A 16,958-nucleotide genomic window follows, 5' to 3' on the forward strand; every position below is an offset into this window, starting at 1 on the left:
ATGGCCTTTAAAAAAGCCCTTCTGCTATTATTTATAACCTTATTTACAAGTATTACCTCACAGGCACAAACAAAACATAAAAAAGCGGCGGCCAGGAAACCTGCCGCCGCTTTAAAAGCATCCATAAGCAGGGAACAAGCACTTTTTACCCAATATTGTGTAGCCTGCCACCAGGCAAATGGTTTGGGTGTACCGCACATGAACCCGCCATTGGTTAACACCAGTTATGTTTTAGGCGATAAAAGCAGGCTTATTAAAATAGTGCTTAATGGCTTTGATGAAGACGTTGAGATAAACGGCGAAACTTACTCAAACACCATGGCTGCACATGATTTTATGAAAGATCAGGAAATTGCAGATGTGCTGACCTTTGTACGCAACAGCTTTGGCAATAAAGCCAGCGCTGTTACTATTGCACAGGTAAAAGCTACGAGGGCTACTAATAAAAAGTAGTTGGGCTCATATCCAGACTTACGAAGTTTTTGAAACTTCGTAAGTCTTAATATATAAATCACTTCTTTTTGATAATCGCGGTCGCTTTTATCTCTATTAAAATATCGTCCCTGAAAAGTTTGCTCACCTGTACCAGCGTACTTGCCGGAGGTTGCTTTGTGTTCACAAACTTATCCCTGATACTACGAACCAGCTGTACCTGCGATGCATCCGTCAGGTAATAATTCAGTTCCACCAGGTCATTCATAGTACCGCCGGCGGCCTCAACTATGCTTTTGATATTTGTAAAAACCTGTTCGGTTTGGCTTGTCAGGTCGCCGTTGCCGGCAAGCTTACCATCTTTATCCAAACCAACCTGGCCCGAGATAATCACCATGTTATTTTTGCCAAGATCAACAATTACAGCATGCGAATATCCAAACGGCCTCCCTACAGTAGTTGGGTTTAAAAAAGTCACGTCTTTATTCGCATCCTGGGCAAAACATGCCGAAGAAGTGTAAAACACAATGAGGTATAGGAGCTTTTTCATAAGGTAATTATTATCATGCAAAGTTGAACATCTTGCCGCAAACTTACAATATGGTAATACCCGCCGACCAACCGATCCAGCCTTTTGTACGGTTGCCCCAATCAATCAAACCTGGCTTATTTTTTATGATTTGCTGAATATCGCTATCTCCGGGGTGATCGCCATAATTGGTGTAAATGTTAAACGATGGCCCGGCAAAGAAGCTCACTTTTGAACCGGCCTTGAAATTCAACAAAGCACTTATCCGGTTTATTTGATTTTGGTTTTTCCATCCTTTGGCTAATAACAAATGCGTTGCCCCTTCGGCAGAAAGCGAGAAGTTATTATTGAAAATAAAATCGTGGCCCAACCCAAAACCATAGCTGTAAAAGGTGTGCTTATCGGTAAAATTAACACCTCCGGATATAATGGAATACAGTTTGGCATTACCTGATTTGAAAGCGAGATTGGTTGTGGTGATCTCGTTGCTATACACCTCAATTTTAGCATAGCCATTGCGCGAGATATTCAAGAGACCTATACCGTAACCATCAAGTGTATCTGCAATATTTACCAATGCAAATGATACTCCTTTTATTACACGAGCCTTATTGAATATTCCGGCTACCTGCATTCCGCTTGCTTCATTGCCTGTAACGTTGGCTATGCCGGCAATGCTGAAACCTTTGCTGTTTTTACGGGTGTAATTGTAAATACCTGCTGCCTGGAAACCGCTGGTATTACCATTTACATGGTTAAAGATCCCGGCAAGCTGCACGCCCTTAACACTATCTTTTACCATATTAAATATGCCGCCCGCCTGCAAGCCCTCCATACTTTTCTGAACGTTATTGTTTACAGCAGCCAATTGAACCCCTTTGACGTTGCCGCCAACAATATTGAACAGCCCGGCAGCTTGCAGGTATTTAACATCCTGTTTGTTGATATTAAATAGTCCCCCCAGTTCAACGCCATTAACCCCACCATTATAACCGCCTAAAAGATTGAACGAAAAATTGTTGACCATTTGCCCGCTCATCATACCATGGCTCCCCAAACTTGGTATAAGCGAGGCTTGTACCGGAACCGTTGAAAGATAACCTCCCAAATTAAGGTTCTGTATTTTTTGACCTGATGAAAGGAACATCCTGCCCAGCCAGCTCCTGTCTGATTTTGAATTAGCGGCATCAGCGCTGTAATAATATTCGCGCGGTTTTATGGATACGTTTACATTATTTAATAGGTTGATACTCGTATCCCGATAAAGTTCTTTACTGACATTAACCGTGATCATGCCATTGGCTTTTATTTTTAGCTGAAAGTAGCCATTCTGATCTGTCAATGTTGATGCCAGCGAGTTCTTTTCATAAACGCTGGCATTGTAAAGTTTTTTTCCGGTGATGTCATCATACACATAACCGCTTATGTAATAAACATTACCAGGACCTGCCAGGGTATCGGGTACAAGGGTTAACCTATACGGCGTAGGCCGGAGTATAATATACCCCGGCGATTCCTTATAGTCAACCTTTCCGTGAAACAGCTCATCGAGCAGGCTTTTGATAGTTTGCCCCGAAGATATCATGCTGACCACACTATCAGTTTTAATGACATCATTACTATATGAAAAATAAAACTTCCCCTTTTCGCCAATAATAGTGAGGATGTCGGCTATCTTTTTTTGTTTAACATTAAGCGCTACAGTACGGTTAAGGTTATCCTGTGCAAGCGCATTGGTAATGAGCAGGCAGCCTGCCAATACCAGCATTATATAAAATAGTATGCTTAATTTCTTTTCCATCAACTTATTTGATTATGATGAGATGAGGTTTTTTGATCACTTTAACATCGCCACCAAGCGTTTCCGCTATTGTTTTCAGGATGTTATCTAATGAATCTGCCTTAAATGTGGTTGTAATAGTTCTGTTAACCAGCTTTTTGTTATCTATCACAATATTTGCCTTATATGCTTCATTAAGTACATCAACCAGGCGCCATAGCGGCGTTTTATTAGCCACAAACTTTTGAGTGCGGTAATAATTATATAACTCATCCTGGCTGCTGCCTTTTTGCACGCGGCCGGCCTGCACCGATGCCTTTTCTTTCGGTTTTAGCTTTACAACAATCTCTTGCTGAATTACCTGCACTACGCCGGTTTCAACAATAACCTCGGTATTAGAGCCAGTGGTTTTGATGTTGAAGGATGTACCAACCACTTTTACAACCACATCGTTCACATGGATCATAAATGGTTTTGACTTATCATGAGCTACATCAAAAAAGGCTTCCCCTTTTAGGGTGATCTCCCGGGTGTTACCAGTAAACCTGTCGGGGTAATTCAAAACCGAGTTTTTATTCATGGTGATCAATGAGCCATCGGCCAAAGTAACCTTGCGTACTATGTTGCCGCTTTGCAGCGTAAGCATATTCGGTTTACCAGGTTTAAGCACGGCATATAGTATCCCTGCGCTTCCTAATATGGCAAGCCATATAGCCGCAATTTTAAGCCAGCGGTTTGCAACGTTTAAAGGCCTCACTTTCGCGGATACTTCAGTCCTGTTTTGCGCAAGCTGCTTAAATTCGGCCCATGAGGCATCGGGATCAAGCTTGCTTTCTATCTTAAGCTCGCGGCTGCTATCCCAGATCAGTTTAAAGTGATCGAAATACTTGCGGTTATCTTCATTTTCGCTGAGCCAGCGGTTGATGGTTTCATTCTCAACCGGCGTGGTTTCATTCAGCATGTATTTGGTTAATAAATCTTCCATCATCTTAAATAATATTAAAAGCCCTGCTAATAAGCCAAATGATCAACGGCAGGTAATCAACTAATTTGAGCCGTAATGTTTTCAGGGCCTTGCCCATCTGATTTTCTACTGTTTTTATGGAGATGCCTAATTCATCGGCAATTTCCTGGTATTTCAAATCCTCAAACCTGCTCATCTGAAACACCGTACGGCATTTTTCGGGCAGGTCATTCAATGCCTGCTGTAATTTCTCTTTCAGGTCGAGCAGTTCCATGCCCGTACCTTCATCCACTTTATCCTTCGTCATATACAGTACATGTTGCTGGTGGTTAACCTTTACCTTTTGGTGCCTGAGGTTATTAAGGCATTCGTTATAAACGGCCCCGTACAGGTAAGCCTTTATCGATCCGCTGAAATTCAGCCGCTCTTTACGTTCCCACAATCGCATGAAAACGTTTTGTACCATCCCTTTCGCGGTATCTTCGTCCCTTAAAATAGAGATGGCATACACGTGCAGGGGCCTGATGAAGTGCTTATACACCTTTTCAAAGGTGGCTTCATCGCCCGAGAGCAGCAGCGGGATCAGTTGTTCGCTATTTAAATCCAAAATATGATCAGTTTGGGTTAACATTCAATTAAATCTCAATGCGGTAATTAATGGTTGGAAGTATGCCTATCCATTTGTTTTTCTCAATTATCCGCTTGCTCTGGTTATAAAATAAACCTGTGTTATTGCGCCTGTTAAGCAGGTTCTGGATATCGAGCAGTAAAAAGTGCGATACTTTTTTGCTATTGATCCTGTAGCTGGCCGAAAAATCGACACGAATATAGGGATCGGCAGTTAATGTGTTGGTTTTGGACTGATCAATCACCTGCTCATCGCGCTGAAAGGTTTCATCAACTAAAATAGGTGTATATTTTCTGCCGCCGGCATAAATAACCTTTCCGTTTAAACCGAACAGGTTTTTATGATTAGGCCCGGTAGCCCATTCCTTCCCCGCTACCAGGTTGGTTACATACTGCGTATTAAATGTGGTATTAAATTCCTGCCCGCTCAGGGCCTTGTATTTTGAATTGAACACCGAAGAAGTGATCATAAAATAATATCCTTTGTTTAACGACCGCTCTACAGAAAACTCAATACCATAGTTTTTGCCGGTTCCCTTGTTCACTAACGAATGATAGTCGGTACCGCTGATGGCAGAGTTATCGGATACGTTAAGCACAGAGAAATTATTAGCCGGATCGCTGGATACAGGCACATCATATAGATGCTGGTAGTATGCCTCCGTCTTAAATTTCAGGTGACCGGAAAATAACTTTTCATAACCAAGCACCAGTTGAGCCGATTTGGTTGGCGAAAGTTTGGTGCTCACCGCATCGTTCGATTCGGCACTTTTGGCAAAATAAAAAGACAATGGTTCAAGCCTGCTGTAAGCACCTGCCGCTAACGATATTTCCTGATCGGCTGTCACGTGCCAGTTAAGACCAGCCCTTGGTTCGTAACTCCAGGTTTTACTCAAGTCAAAATAGTTGACATGGATACCGGTGTTTAAGCTCAGCTTATTACCGAAATCATGTTTATTTTGAATGAACCCATCAAAAGTTGCTGCACTGCCTTTCTGATTTAACAGCTCTTTAAGATCGTGTGTATCACGCTGGTATTCCAGGTCATATAAATTATAGGTAAGGAAGCCTGCGTTTAAGCCTGCCCGAATGTTGTTGTTTTCGCCCGAGCGATAATTTACGATACCCGCATAGCGGATAGCCGTATTATCATAATGATTTTTCTGCAATAAACTCGGCTCAAATTTAGACGTGAGGCTATCTACCTTCGATGCATTACGACTGCCTGAGAAAGATACGATATTACTGAAATTAAGCCTGTTATTGGCGATAAAGATATTCTTCAGGCCAACACTTCCGGCTTTATAATTATAACGAAGATCGTACGAATCCATCCTCTCATCCCATTTGGTAGTATCGCGTTTAGCATCGGTATTTACATTACCCGCACCGCCTACGCCAAATACGGAGAATGTACCCATGCTTCTTGTCGGGAAAACGAGGTTAAAAGATAAATCCTGGTATTGCGGGATGCCAGAATCAGATACGTCAACACCTACAGCTTTAAGCAAACCAAGTGTTGAATAACGATAGCTGACTAAATAAGAAGCATTTCCACCCTTTGAGAATGGCCCTTCCATGGTTGCGCCAAGGCCCAGTACGCCTGCGGTAAAGGTGTATTCACGTTTATCGGTATTTCCTTTTCTGAAACGGAGGTCAAAAACACCAGCAGTGGCATTGTTATACTCGGCGGCGAGCGCGCCTGTATAAAAATCAGATGTACCAATCACGGTTGAGTTGAGCATGCTTACCCCACCACCTGCCGAGCCTTCATTATTAAAATGGTTAGGACTGATGATCTCGATCCCCTCCAAACGCCATTGAAGACTTTTAGGTGAGTTGCCGCGTACAATAATTTCGTTATTATCGCCGCCAGCTACCACACCGGCAAAGCCCTGCGCCATCCGCGCCGGATCGAAAAGGGCACCGGCATAACGGTTAGTTTCTTCGGGCGAGAATGACCTGCCACTGGCCATTGCCATTGAATTGATAGGGCGTTTGTTGGATGTAGCGCTTACAACCACCTCATTAAGCTGGGTGTTGGCTGCTTCCATCTCCACATTTAATTCAATTTCTTTACCGGTTGTTACCAACACATCTGATAAAACCACTTTATTGTAACCGGCGTAGCTAATTTCAACTACCTGTCTGCCTATGGGCACTTGTGTGATATGAAAAACGCCATTTGCATCGGTAATGCCTGCTCTTTCGGGCTGTATGGAAACAACTTTCACGGTTACGCCCGGCATGGTAAGCTTTGAGCTTTTTTCGACAACTGTACCTTTTATGGTTTGGGTAAAAGTTGTTCCGCCGGGTTTAACCTGAGCCGTGACTTTATAGCCCTTGATCAGTAAAATAAATAAAAGTAATAAGGATAACTTGTTCATTTAAGTAAAATTTCCCCTGAAACACGCCAGGATTATTTTACCCCTATGAGCAAATGAAATTTTTATTCAGATATAAATGGAATGCTTGATGCGAAGATTTTACGCGTGCTCCTGCTTAAAAACGTAATGCAGTACTTTACTATGCAGTTCATCAGGTAAAAAGGGTTTCATCACAATGTCGTCAAAACCTATTTTATAAGCTTCGTCTTCTACATCCTTAGGAAGATTAGCAGTAAGCGCTATAATGGGGATACTTACCCCATTCAATCTCATTTTCCTGGTAGACTCGTACCCGTCCATCACCGGCATTTGTAAATCCATCAGCACCAGACGATGTTTTGATGTATCCAGTTTGTCAAGAGCTTCCTGGCCGTTGGTTGCCACATCGGTAGCCGCACCCCAGCGTTTTAAATAAGTTTGTGCTACCAGTACGTTCATCGGGTTATCGTCAACCAGTAAGATAGAAATCCCGCTCAGCAGCTTATCCGTTGCATCGGGTTTAACGTTAACATTAACCACTTCGGGTATCTTACCGGCTTTTTCAAAGGTTTTGATGAAATAGAATATCGACCCCACTCCTTCTTCACTGATCAATTGCAAGGAGGAGTCCTGTAACTCCAATATTTTTTTACTGATGGCAAGCCCTAAACCTGTGCCACCAAAGCTGCGTGATATTGACGAATCGGCTTGGGTAAAGCGCTCAAATATGAGCTTCTGTTTGCCGCGGGGAATGCCAATACCCGTATCTTTAACAAACACCATCAATGTAGCATTAGTTTCGCTTTGTTCCTTCACTTCCATGCCTAACACAACTTCGCCGCTTGGCGTAAACTTGATGGCATTATGAACAAGGTTAGTGATCACCTGCGATAGCCGGGTTGGATCGCCAAGCAATTTATGCTGCAATTTCTTATCAAAATCGAGCCTCAGGGTTATGTCTTTATCATGAGCTGTTGTTTGCAAACCGCCTACTACATTGCGGGCAATTGCCGCCAGGTCCATTTCAATATGTTCAAAAGTTATTCTCCCGGCTTCTATTTTGTTATAATCAAGCACATCATTCACTATGGCCAACAAGTTATTAGCCGAAAAAAGCATTACATCCAAATGTTCTATCTGATCTTCGCGCGGCTCGTTCTTAAGCAGCAGATGGCTCATACCTATTACCGAATTAAGCGGTGTCCGGATCTCATGGCTCATCGTGCTCAAAAACTCACTTTTAACCTTTAATCCCTGCTCAGCTTCGGCCCTTGCCTTTTTCAATACAAATGATACCCGGTGTGCCAAAACAAGCGATTGCAGAAAGAAAAAAGCGATATACCCTAAAAAACTAACCAACTGCAATGGAGGTATTAATGCCCAATAGTGAAAAAGAGAAATCCCAAAAACCGACATTAAAGCAAATGCACTCATCAATGCATAAACAGATCCCGGCCTATCATTACGCCAGGCCTTTGAGTATACATACGGAATATAAACCAGGCAAAATAACATTACCACTAAAAAAGGGTTCACCAATTGGGTAAAAATCCAGGCAGGACTAAACAGCGTCATCAAAGTAAACGAAAAGGACACGCCATTGATAGTATTTACAACCCGGTTATTGACATCTATCGGGTATAAATAACTGGTATATAAGCCAAACAAGCCTATTCCTAAAAACAGACTCATATACTCCAGCCTTGCTGTGATGTACCAGTTAATATCGGGTAATAAGGTGTGCAGCACATAGTTGTCTGTACCAATGATGCGGTAACTATAAACTATAGAGAACAGGGCAAAAAGTAAAATGGCTTTATCACGGCTACCCAACAAGTATAAGCCAAGGAAAAATAGCCCGCCCATGAGTAAACAACCCGTCAACATCAGATCGATACCTTCGGCTTGATGACGGGCAAGGTCTATTCTTTCTGCAGGGCCTATAAATATGGGCTTACCAATACCTCCCTTACTGTGTATAAAGTTGGAAATTTGTAATGTGATATTGATCGTATCACTATTGGGCAGATCAATAGCGTGGTACTCCCAATGTGCTTCAAAACCTTTGGGAGAAGTGGTTACCGTGCCGTTTGATGATGCTAATTTACTGTTGATATAAAGCCTGTATGCACTGTAAACATCGGGCATTCCCAGCTTCAATGCGCTATGCTTTGAGGGAAGTAAAATTTTAAGCCGGTAAGTACCATAACCAAATGCAGGTAGTTTTTTTCCCCGCCACGTATATCCATTCCATTTAAAGGGAAATTCAACCAGCAGCCTGTCTTTAATAACAGCTGTATCATTTGGGTTTACCAGCTGATTCCAATAAAACAACCAATTACCGGTTAGTTCAATTTTATCATTAATGGATTTATTGCGAAGATCTAATACACCGTGTACCGCAGCTACATAGTTTGTTTGTGCAGATACCTTTGCAATGGTGCCTGTTAATAAAATAAATGCTATATATATAAGCTTGCTGGCTTTCATTGATTTACGGCAGTTACTATAAAAATCGAAAGCTCATCAATTTGTTTCCTTCCGGGGTGCGGAATAGGGTTTATTTATCATTATTAAGCTCAGGGGTCTTTATAATAAAGTGTGAATATAGCAACCCATACGAATATTGTGAACTATTTATTGTGGCTCATTTACCAATATAAACAATGGGTTAAATTGGCATTCAATTTAAGTAGTAATAGTTAATGTTATGTCGATAAGAACGAATAATGTTATTAATAAAAAAACGGCTGGAAATTATCCTGCCGCCTTGGGTTAGATTAACTTACTTCAAACGTTTGCTGAACCAATGAAATTCGAAGCAGATAGGATAAAGAGGGATAACCTAAACTTCAAGTTTTTGCAAGCCGGCGCTTTCCTTAAGCTTATTGATAGCCCGGTTTCGTAGTTGCCTCACCCGTTCTGCGCTAACCCCAAGCCGGTTGCCTATTTCGGGAGCCGACAGCTCGCTGTGCCCATCGAGCCCATAATGGTAAAATATAACGGACCGCTCGGCACCGTTCAGCTTGTTGAGTAAATCATCAAGCTGTTGTTTAAGCTGGGATGCCTCCAAAAGGCCTTCAGCTCCGGGTTCGTCAATATGTAAACGATCGAGCAGACTGTACCCACCATCGCCAGGTGTGTCCGATTTATCATATGAATGTGTAAAGGGAGCAACATACAATGCCTCTTTTACTTTCCACTCAGCAGTTTCCAAAAATGCGGCAATCTCATCCTGAACGGGCAGTCGCTCCAGTTGTTGCTCCAAAACGCCCGTTGCCCTGTTAACATGAACTATCATATCAACCTGGTTGGCAGGCAGGCGGATCATCCTTGTTTTATCAAGGAGCGCTTCCATGATGCGCTGCCTGATCCACCAAACAGCATAAGATATAAACTTGAAGCCGCGGGTTTCATCAAAACGTTTCGCGGCCTCAAGTAAACCTAAATTACCCTCGCTTATCAAATCGCCCATGGGCATTCCCTGGTGCTGATACTTTTTCGCCACCGAAACCACAAAACGCAGATTTGCCCTTACAAGCTTATGCAAAGCCGACAGGTCGCCCTGCCGGATCTTTCCGGCTAACAGCACTTCTTCTTCGGCACTGATGGTTGGTTCACGGGTTATATCGCTAAAATACTTCTCCAGTGAAGCGGCATCCCGGGCAGTGATAGATTGGGTAATATTCAGCTCTTTCATTACTACCGACGTTTAGCTCACGGTTGCAGTATTGCTATCATTTTTATAAACAGGTGCCAGGTGATGAAGCATATCAGCGGTCATGGCAGCAAGATCATATTCGGGTTGCCAGTTCCAGTCTTGCTTTGCTTCATTGTCATCAACCCCGGCCGGCCACGAGTTTGCGATTGACTGGCGTTTATCTGTGTTGTAGCTGATAGTAAAACCAGGCAGGTGATTTTGCAATTCTGTTACCAATTCGGCAGGTGTAAAGCTTAATGCACCGATATTATATGCGCCACGTTCTTTAAGGGCCTTAGCAGGGGCACTCATCAGTTCAATGGTTGCCCTCACTGCGTCCTCCATGTACATCATCGGCAAAGCAGTGTCGGGGTTCAGATAGCATTCGTATGATCCTTTTTGCAAGGCTTCATGAAATATAGCCACTGCATAGTCAGTAGTACCCCCACCGGCAGGGGCGCTATAACTGATCAGGCCGGGATAACGAATACTGCGCACATCAAGCCCATATTGTTCCCTGTAGTAGGCGCACCATTGCTCGCCCGCTTCCTTGCTTATGCCATAAACCGTTTGCGGATCGAGCAAAGCATCCTGCGGACTGATCTTGCGGGCTGTTGACGGCCCGAATACCGCAATACTGCTTGGCCAAAACACCTTATCTAATTTATGATCTTTGGCCACTTCCAATATATTCAACAGGCTTTGCATATTCAGGTGCCATGCTTTTAGCGGAGCTTCCTCTCCTTTGGCCGATAAAGTAGCTGCCAGGTGATATATTTGCGTTACACCATAGGTAACAACCAGGTTTTCCAGTTCATCCTTATCCAGCACGTTTAACTGGTGGTACGGCCGTTCCTGATCGGGTATTTTTGCAGCATCATGCAGGTCGGTAGCAATTACCTGTTTCCTGCCATAAACGTTCCTTAAAGCGGCAACCAGTTCCGTACCGATCTGCCCGCGGGCGCCGGTAACAAGGATTACCGGTGATGGTTGATTTTTGTTGTGTTCCATAGAATTATGATGTAAAATTGTATATTCACAACCTCATAATCCATAGAGTACTTAAAATTTGGTTTTTAAGGCTAAAAACACATTTAAAAACAGGTTTTAAAACTTCAGGTAAATATTTAAAGCTTATATTTTAGTTTTTATAACTTTTATGCTTAATCAACTCGACGAAACAGATATCCGCATACTCCAGCTGTTGCAGGAAAATGCACGGCTTACAGGCCAGGAGATAGGCCTTAAGCTTAACAAAACCACTACTCCGATCAATAACCGTATCCGTTCATTGCAGGAACGCGGCTATATTAAAAAATATGTTGCAGTGCTTGATCATGAAAAACTGGAACTTGATTTCATGACCTTTACCCATGTGCAACTGAAAGACCACAGTCAGCACAGCTTAAGCCATTTTGAAAGCGAGATCATCAAACTCCCAGAGGTGCTGGAATGCTATCACCTTACCGGCGATTTTGACTTTATCCTTAAGGTAACCGTAAAAGACCGTAAAGAGTACTACGATTTTTTGATGAACCGGCTTTTCGCGGTCGTAGCCATTGGTAAGGTAGAAACCAAACTGGTGATGAAGGCTGCTAAAACAGAAACTGCACTACCAATAGGTAAACAGTAATTTCAGGTTGTTAAAAATAAGCTTCTGTAGAAGCTACGAGCGTAAGCAGTTCAAGTTTAGGTTCAACTTCTAAATCACTGGCCTCAAGTTCTTCAGCAAATTTATGGAACGAAGCCAACCCCTGTAAAACCAGGTGGGCTTCTTCATTTTCAAGCTGATCAAAGTGCATGAATGTTTTACCATCGGGCAATAGCCATGCGGTATATTTGATACCGGGATGATTTAGTTGTTTTAATTCTTCAACAATGGCAGCTATGTTCCGTTGATTGATGGCTGCAAATTGGGGCCTGGTGGTGTATTGTACTCTTACTACTTTCATATCGTAAAATTAAGGTTAATACCCTGGTGCAAAACAGGTAAACGTGCCAACCAACAGGGGCATTTGCGCCAAAAATCAGAAACACTACTTAACACCAACTTTCCATAAACTATTTTATTTGCACGTTATAATTGTCATTTCTGTGTTTTATATACATAGAAACATTTCTATATATTAATATTATTCTACCTTTGTATTATCAATGCGATCAACAACATCGCAGCAAAGAATAATGGACAACAAAAAAATAGAGAAAATATCCAGGGCATTGAGTGACGCAAACCGGATAGCTATTTTACAGCAGTTTAAAAAAAAGAAGGACTGCCTTTACTGTGCAGAGGTAAATGATTTGCTTGACCTTACCCAGCCATCTGTATCCCACCACCTTAAACAATTGGTTGATGCCGATTTACTTTTATCGCAAAAAGAAGGCCGCAACCTTAAGTATGTACTGAACCAGGAAGTGCTTGACGAGTACATTGCCTGCCTGAACGAATTGAAAGGCTAAGTATTAATTTTCAAAATCAAATCTGAGCTTTTGATTAAAAACATCGAAACATTCAAATATTTAAATACATCAACTCATGAATAAATCAATATACATTATGGCCCTTGGTGCCTTCGGCATCATAACTACCGAGTTTGGCGTCATTGGCATCCTTCCCGACCTGGTAAAGGAATTTCATATTTCCATTGATACAGCAGGCTGGTTACTGAGTGCTTTTGCATTAACTGTTGCGCTTGCAGGTCCATTTACTAATATGCTTACAGCACGCCTTAACCGCAAGTTTATTATGTGTTTGGTATTGGGGATCTTTGTTATTTCCAACTTGTTATCCGCAATAGCGCCCAACTTTACCGTGCTTATGATAGCCAGGATATTACCGGCATTTCTACACCCTGTATTTTGGGCGGTATCTATGACAGCCGCCGCAAAGCAGGCAGGGCCAAAAGATGCACCAAAGGCTATTTCTATAGTTATGGCAGGGCTTAGCGTTGCTACCGTGCTTGGTGTCCCGTTAACCACTTACATGGCCGATCTGTTCAGCTGGAGAGCATCTTTTGTTGTATCAGCTATTGTTAACTTGCTGGCGTTTGGCGCATTGGCACTCTTTGCACCATCAATGCCGGTTAATGAAGAACAGGCAAGTCCTAAAAGCCAGTTAAAGCTACTGCGCAACGTTCATTTATGGGTTAAGCTATTGGCTTCAACTATTATCCTGGCGGGGATGTTTGCTACTTACGGTTACCTTGCCGAATACCTGGACAAAGTATCGCGCATGAGCGGGGCACAAATTAGTATCATGCTGCTGGTGTTTGGCGGTACAGGTATAGCCGGAAACTGGCTTATGGGTATAGCATTGAGTAAAAATGTAACGCTTACCGTTCGCCTGTTTTTACTTTCATTGGTTGCAACCCATATATTGGCCTACCAATTTGGCGGGAACTTTATTCCTATGGTTATTATTCTTTCGGTTTGGGGATTTATACATACCGGGGGATTTCTGGCCGCCAACATACAGCTTACTCACGGAATCCAGGAACCCGCGCTTGACTTTGTGAACAGTCTTCTCCCCTCCTTTTTTAATGCCGGTATTACTTTAGGTACTTTATTGGGTGGTTTTGTAATTGCTCATTACGGCATTCATGAAGTGATCTGGATGACAGTGCCGTTGCTTTTACTTGCGTTTGGAATGAGTTTTATCACCTCAAATGCTGAGCAAAAAGCTACATCGCCAATTTTTGAAGAAATAGCTGAGCCTGAACCCGAGCCGGTACAGGTAGCCGTTTATGAATAATTAAACCTTTCTGATTGTTCAGAGATCCAGTTTTGTTACAAGTTTTGAAAGCTGTTTAAAAGCAGTATTTCAAAAACATTATAGAAAAAACGTCATTGCTTATAACAATGACGTTTTTCATTCTTTTCCTCTCTCCTCAAGACATCTCGCATAATTCAACGCGCTTTAAACATCCACAAGAATATTCAAAACAGAGAATCTGTATAACGTATACATCAGGGTCCTCTGCGAGAAACCCTGATGAAACGTCGGTACCAATCCAATTTAAACAACCATAACAATCTTTTTATCTTTTTTACTGATTCTTAGTTCTTGTACAATTTAATGTTAAACACAGTGAAATAGCTACCCGGATTGCCATTCCCGACAATGTTACCTAAAAAGCCAATTGATACCACCTGCGGAGAACTCAGTGAGAAAGTAAAAGTTTTTACATCCCTTGAACTTGGGCTGGCTGTACCTACCTTTGCACCGTTATACAGACTTACAGATCCCAACGCGGTTGAAAGATTTGCAAGTACAGGAATGCCGTTCCCGCCGGCAGCTGTTACACAATAAACAGACGAATTTGATTGTACCTCCGAATAAGCGTCGAACGACACAGTATAACTACCTGCCGAGAGTGGCGAAGATGTAGGCTGGTATACTATGCCATTTACAACAGGTGTATTATTCCACGTTTCCCAATTAAGAGTGCCCCCACCATCAGAGCTATAGCCACCATTGGTACCACCATCTTTATTTTTGGCTGCCGCGTTGGTTATCCATGGAGCGGCAAGTGTTCCCCAACGACCATCAAAAGTATTTCTTTGAAAAGGGCCTGTGTTTGAAAGGTAAGCATTGGTTACATCGATCACTTTCTGATCTATGTAATCAACATAAAAGGTATCAATAGCTGTTTTATTGGGCTTAAAACCTGTACGGTAGCTAAGCGCTTTTCCAGCATTAAAGTTAGGCAGGGATGTGCTTAAACCAGTTGGCTGCGACACGATTATTGTATCGCGCTGTTTGTTGGCAGCGTCAGTGTATTTAAGTTCCATTGAAACCAATCCGTCATCAGCATTCACATCCGCCCAGTTAATTAGCGCCGAGCCATCTGTTTGTAATTTGACCGCAATTATACCCCGGTTAATAAGTGAACTTTGATAAAGGCTACCATATACATTGGCAGCCAATGTAACCGGAACGGAAATATGCCCTCCATTATCGAAAGTGCGAACCTCGAAGGTCATTGTACCTTCAGGTAAATTAGGTATGAACAATTTTGCTGTATCAACCCCTGATGTACGCGTAACCGGCGTTTCTATCGAATCCTGTTTGCTATTCCAGTATACCCGGTATTTCACAATTTTAGGATCGGATGTAAACAGGCCGGTTAGTAAGACCCGGTTCCTGCCCGAAAATACCTGTACGGAATCCAGTTTGCCCGGATATATAATTGCCCCGTTGGGCTCATATTTCTTTTTATAATCATCCATTTTAGTACAGGCACTCATGATGAAAGCGGCCAGCACTAACAGATAGTATGATGTTATTTTATATATTTTCATGATTGTAATTAAATTGATAAATACCTCAGCCTTATTACTTTCCAAACATGGTAAATTCACTGATACTCATAAAGTACGAGCCTGTCCAGTTCCGAAGACTTCTGATCCTGATATACCTGTAAGCACCTAATCCGGCCGGAAAATCAAAGCCCCACCCGTCATGTGCATATTTGTAATCAGCCGCCGTTTCTGTACCCGATGGAGAGCCAGATGGTTTCACTATATTACAAGTCAACAATTTTGTCCATGAAGCATCAAGTGCGCCATTCACGTTTGGCGAGTTAGAGCCCCATATTTCAAAATCACGCAGGTTGCCCCTTACATAGTACACATTACCTATCTCAATGAAAGGATTGAGGATAAAGCGACTGAGTACCCGCTGCTTACCAAGATCAATCGTTACCATTTGTGGGCTTCCGGCACTTTCAACGGTAAAGAGACAGTTTGGCCAGCCACCAGTAAAGTTTCCGTCAAAAATTTTAGTTACATCGGTATATGAATACAGGTTGGTGGCATCACCAGGCAGAACATAAGCCGACCAATCCGATTTGGAAAACTGCTCCTCATAAAACGGAGTAAGCTTTAAAAACAAGGTGTCTGATTTATTTAAAAACCTATCCCTTACAACAAAAGCGTACTTACGTTCAATAGCCGGCTGACCTCTTACAGCAGCCTTTATTGAAATGCTGTTACTGTACACATTGTCCATCCCTTTTGTCTGCACATATAAGCCATTGTTAGCGGTATCAACCATTGGCACAATAACCAGGTTATCCTGACTGATGTTATCACAAGCGATATTGAAACCACCGAAAGTAGCAGTTATTTTAAGTGACCGATAAGCAAGAAGATACGGTGGGGTTAAAGGATTGGCTGTAACATTAGCAGGTGCCGAGACTTTTTCGCTTGAATTTACCGCGTAAAGCTTTATGACGTGTGCCAGTGTATCGCCAAAGCCGTCAACAGTTAAAGTATTTGTATAGCGCGATGCTATTACCTCGCGTGTTTTACCGGGAGAGGTTTCGTAAACGGCTTTTACGTAAAACAGATCATTATCACCAGGCAGTGTATATGTTAAACTGGCCTTGCCGTTTTGGTTTTGCACCTGCACATTGGTAACAACCCCCGGTGCATTATTATTGGTTATAGTTGGTTTATTAAGTGTTTCCTGCTTACAGCCTGTTATTATTATTGCTAACAACCAGATACAGAAAGCAGCTCGTAATTTCATTGTTTCCATGTGAATGCTTTTATTGTTA

15 protein-coding genes are annotated in these 16,958 nt (G+C 42.3%); 4 read left to right on the top strand and 11 right to left on the bottom strand.

The window, feature by feature from the left end:
* Positions 1–453 carry a c-type cytochrome gene (locus tag AC1DUD_RS19750; RefSeq protein ID WP_477377484.1) on the top strand — a complete coding sequence of 151 codons (453 nt, stop codon included), beginning with the start codon at positions 1–3 and terminating at the stop codon, positions 451–453.
* A gap of 58 nt (positions 454–511) precedes the next feature.
* Here the strand turns inward: AC1DUD_RS19750 and AC1DUD_RS19755 are convergent, their stop codons facing one another.
* From AC1DUD_RS19755 to AC1DUD_RS19790, 8 genes are all read right to left on the bottom strand, one after another.
* Entirely contained in the window at positions 512–982 is a 471-nt protein-coding gene (locus AC1DUD_RS19755; protein WP_477377486.1) for a RidA family protein, read from the bottom strand.
* A 43-nt stretch (positions 983–1,025) separates the two neighbouring features.
* The gene (locus AC1DUD_RS19760; protein ID WP_477377488.1) at positions 1,026–2,762 is read right to left on the bottom strand and encodes a carboxypeptidase-like regulatory domain-containing protein; all 1,737 of its coding nucleotides are present in this window, start codon (positions 2,760–2,762) and stop codon (positions 1,026–1,028) included.
* 4 nt (positions 2,763–2,766) lie between these two features.
* Positions 2,767–3,726, bottom strand: coding sequence for a FecR family protein (locus AC1DUD_RS19765; protein WP_477377490.1), 960 nt, complete (start codon positions 3,724–3,726; stop codon positions 2,767–2,769).
* A 4-nt stretch (positions 3,727–3,730) separates the two neighbouring features.
* A complete protein-coding gene (locus AC1DUD_RS19770) occupies positions 3,731–4,312 on the bottom strand; it encodes an RNA polymerase sigma-70 factor (protein WP_477377492.1) in 582 nt (193 codons plus the stop codon).
* Between the two features lie 28 nt (positions 4,313–4,340).
* A complete protein-coding gene (locus tag AC1DUD_RS19775) occupies positions 4,341–6,719 on the bottom strand; it encodes a TonB-dependent receptor (RefSeq protein ID WP_477377494.1) in 2,379 nt (792 codons plus the stop codon).
* Between the two features lie 99 nt (positions 6,720–6,818).
* A complete protein-coding gene (locus tag AC1DUD_RS19780; protein WP_477377496.1) occupies positions 6,819–9,188 on the bottom strand; it encodes a response regulator in 2,370 nt (789 codons plus the stop codon).
* Between the two features lie 355 nt (positions 9,189–9,543).
* Positions 9,544–10,398, bottom strand: coding sequence for a sigma-70 family RNA polymerase sigma factor (locus tag AC1DUD_RS19785; protein WP_477377498.1), 855 nt, complete (start codon positions 10,396–10,398; stop codon positions 9,544–9,546).
* Positions 10,399–10,410: 12 nt separating this feature from the next.
* A complete protein-coding gene (locus AC1DUD_RS19790) occupies positions 10,411–11,409 on the bottom strand; it encodes an NAD-dependent epimerase/dehydratase family protein (protein WP_477377500.1) in 999 nt (332 codons plus the stop codon).
* A gap of 148 nt (positions 11,410–11,557) precedes the next feature.
* Here AC1DUD_RS19790 and AC1DUD_RS19795 point away from each other — a divergent pair, with 148 nt between their 5' ends.
* On the top strand, positions 11,558–12,031 hold the full coding sequence (locus AC1DUD_RS19795) for an Lrp/AsnC family transcriptional regulator (protein ID WP_090525447.1): 474 nt from the start codon (positions 11,558–11,560) through the stop codon (positions 12,029–12,031).
* Positions 12,032–12,041: 10 nt separating this feature from the next.
* On the opposite strand, the gene AC1DUD_RS19800 is transcribed toward AC1DUD_RS19795, so the two are convergent.
* Positions 12,042–12,350 carry a hypothetical protein gene (locus AC1DUD_RS19800; RefSeq protein ID WP_477377503.1) on the bottom strand — a complete coding sequence of 103 codons (309 nt, stop codon included), beginning with the start codon at positions 12,348–12,350 and terminating at the stop codon, positions 12,042–12,044.
* Positions 12,351–12,582: 232 nt separating this feature from the next.
* Here AC1DUD_RS19800 and AC1DUD_RS19805 point away from each other — a divergent pair, with 232 nt between their 5' ends.
* On the top strand, positions 12,583–12,858 hold the full coding sequence (locus tag AC1DUD_RS19805) for an ArsR/SmtB family transcription factor (RefSeq protein WP_477377505.1): 276 nt from the start codon (positions 12,583–12,585) through the stop codon (positions 12,856–12,858).
* Positions 12,859–12,934: 76 nt separating this feature from the next.
* Positions 12,935–14,149 carry an MFS transporter gene (locus tag AC1DUD_RS19810; protein ID WP_477377507.1) on the top strand — a complete coding sequence of 405 codons (1,215 nt, stop codon included), beginning with the start codon at positions 12,935–12,937 and terminating at the stop codon, positions 14,147–14,149.
* 305 nt (positions 14,150–14,454) lie between these two features.
* Here the strand turns inward: AC1DUD_RS19810 and AC1DUD_RS19815 are convergent, their stop codons facing one another.
* Both AC1DUD_RS19815 and AC1DUD_RS19820 read right to left on the bottom strand, forming a co-directional pair.
* A complete protein-coding gene (locus AC1DUD_RS19815; protein WP_477377509.1) occupies positions 14,455–15,699 on the bottom strand; it encodes a DUF4998 domain-containing protein in 1,245 nt (414 codons plus the stop codon).
* Positions 15,700–15,733: 34 nt separating this feature from the next.
* Positions 15,734–16,930 (bottom strand): DUF5000 domain-containing lipoprotein, encoded by a 1,197-nt coding sequence (locus AC1DUD_RS19820; RefSeq protein WP_477377511.1) that lies wholly within the window; start codon positions 16,928–16,930, stop codon positions 15,734–15,736.
* Between the last annotated feature and the right edge of the window lie 28 nt (positions 16,931–16,958).

It is taken from the genome of Mucilaginibacter sp. P4_A11 (genome assembly GCF_056402535.1).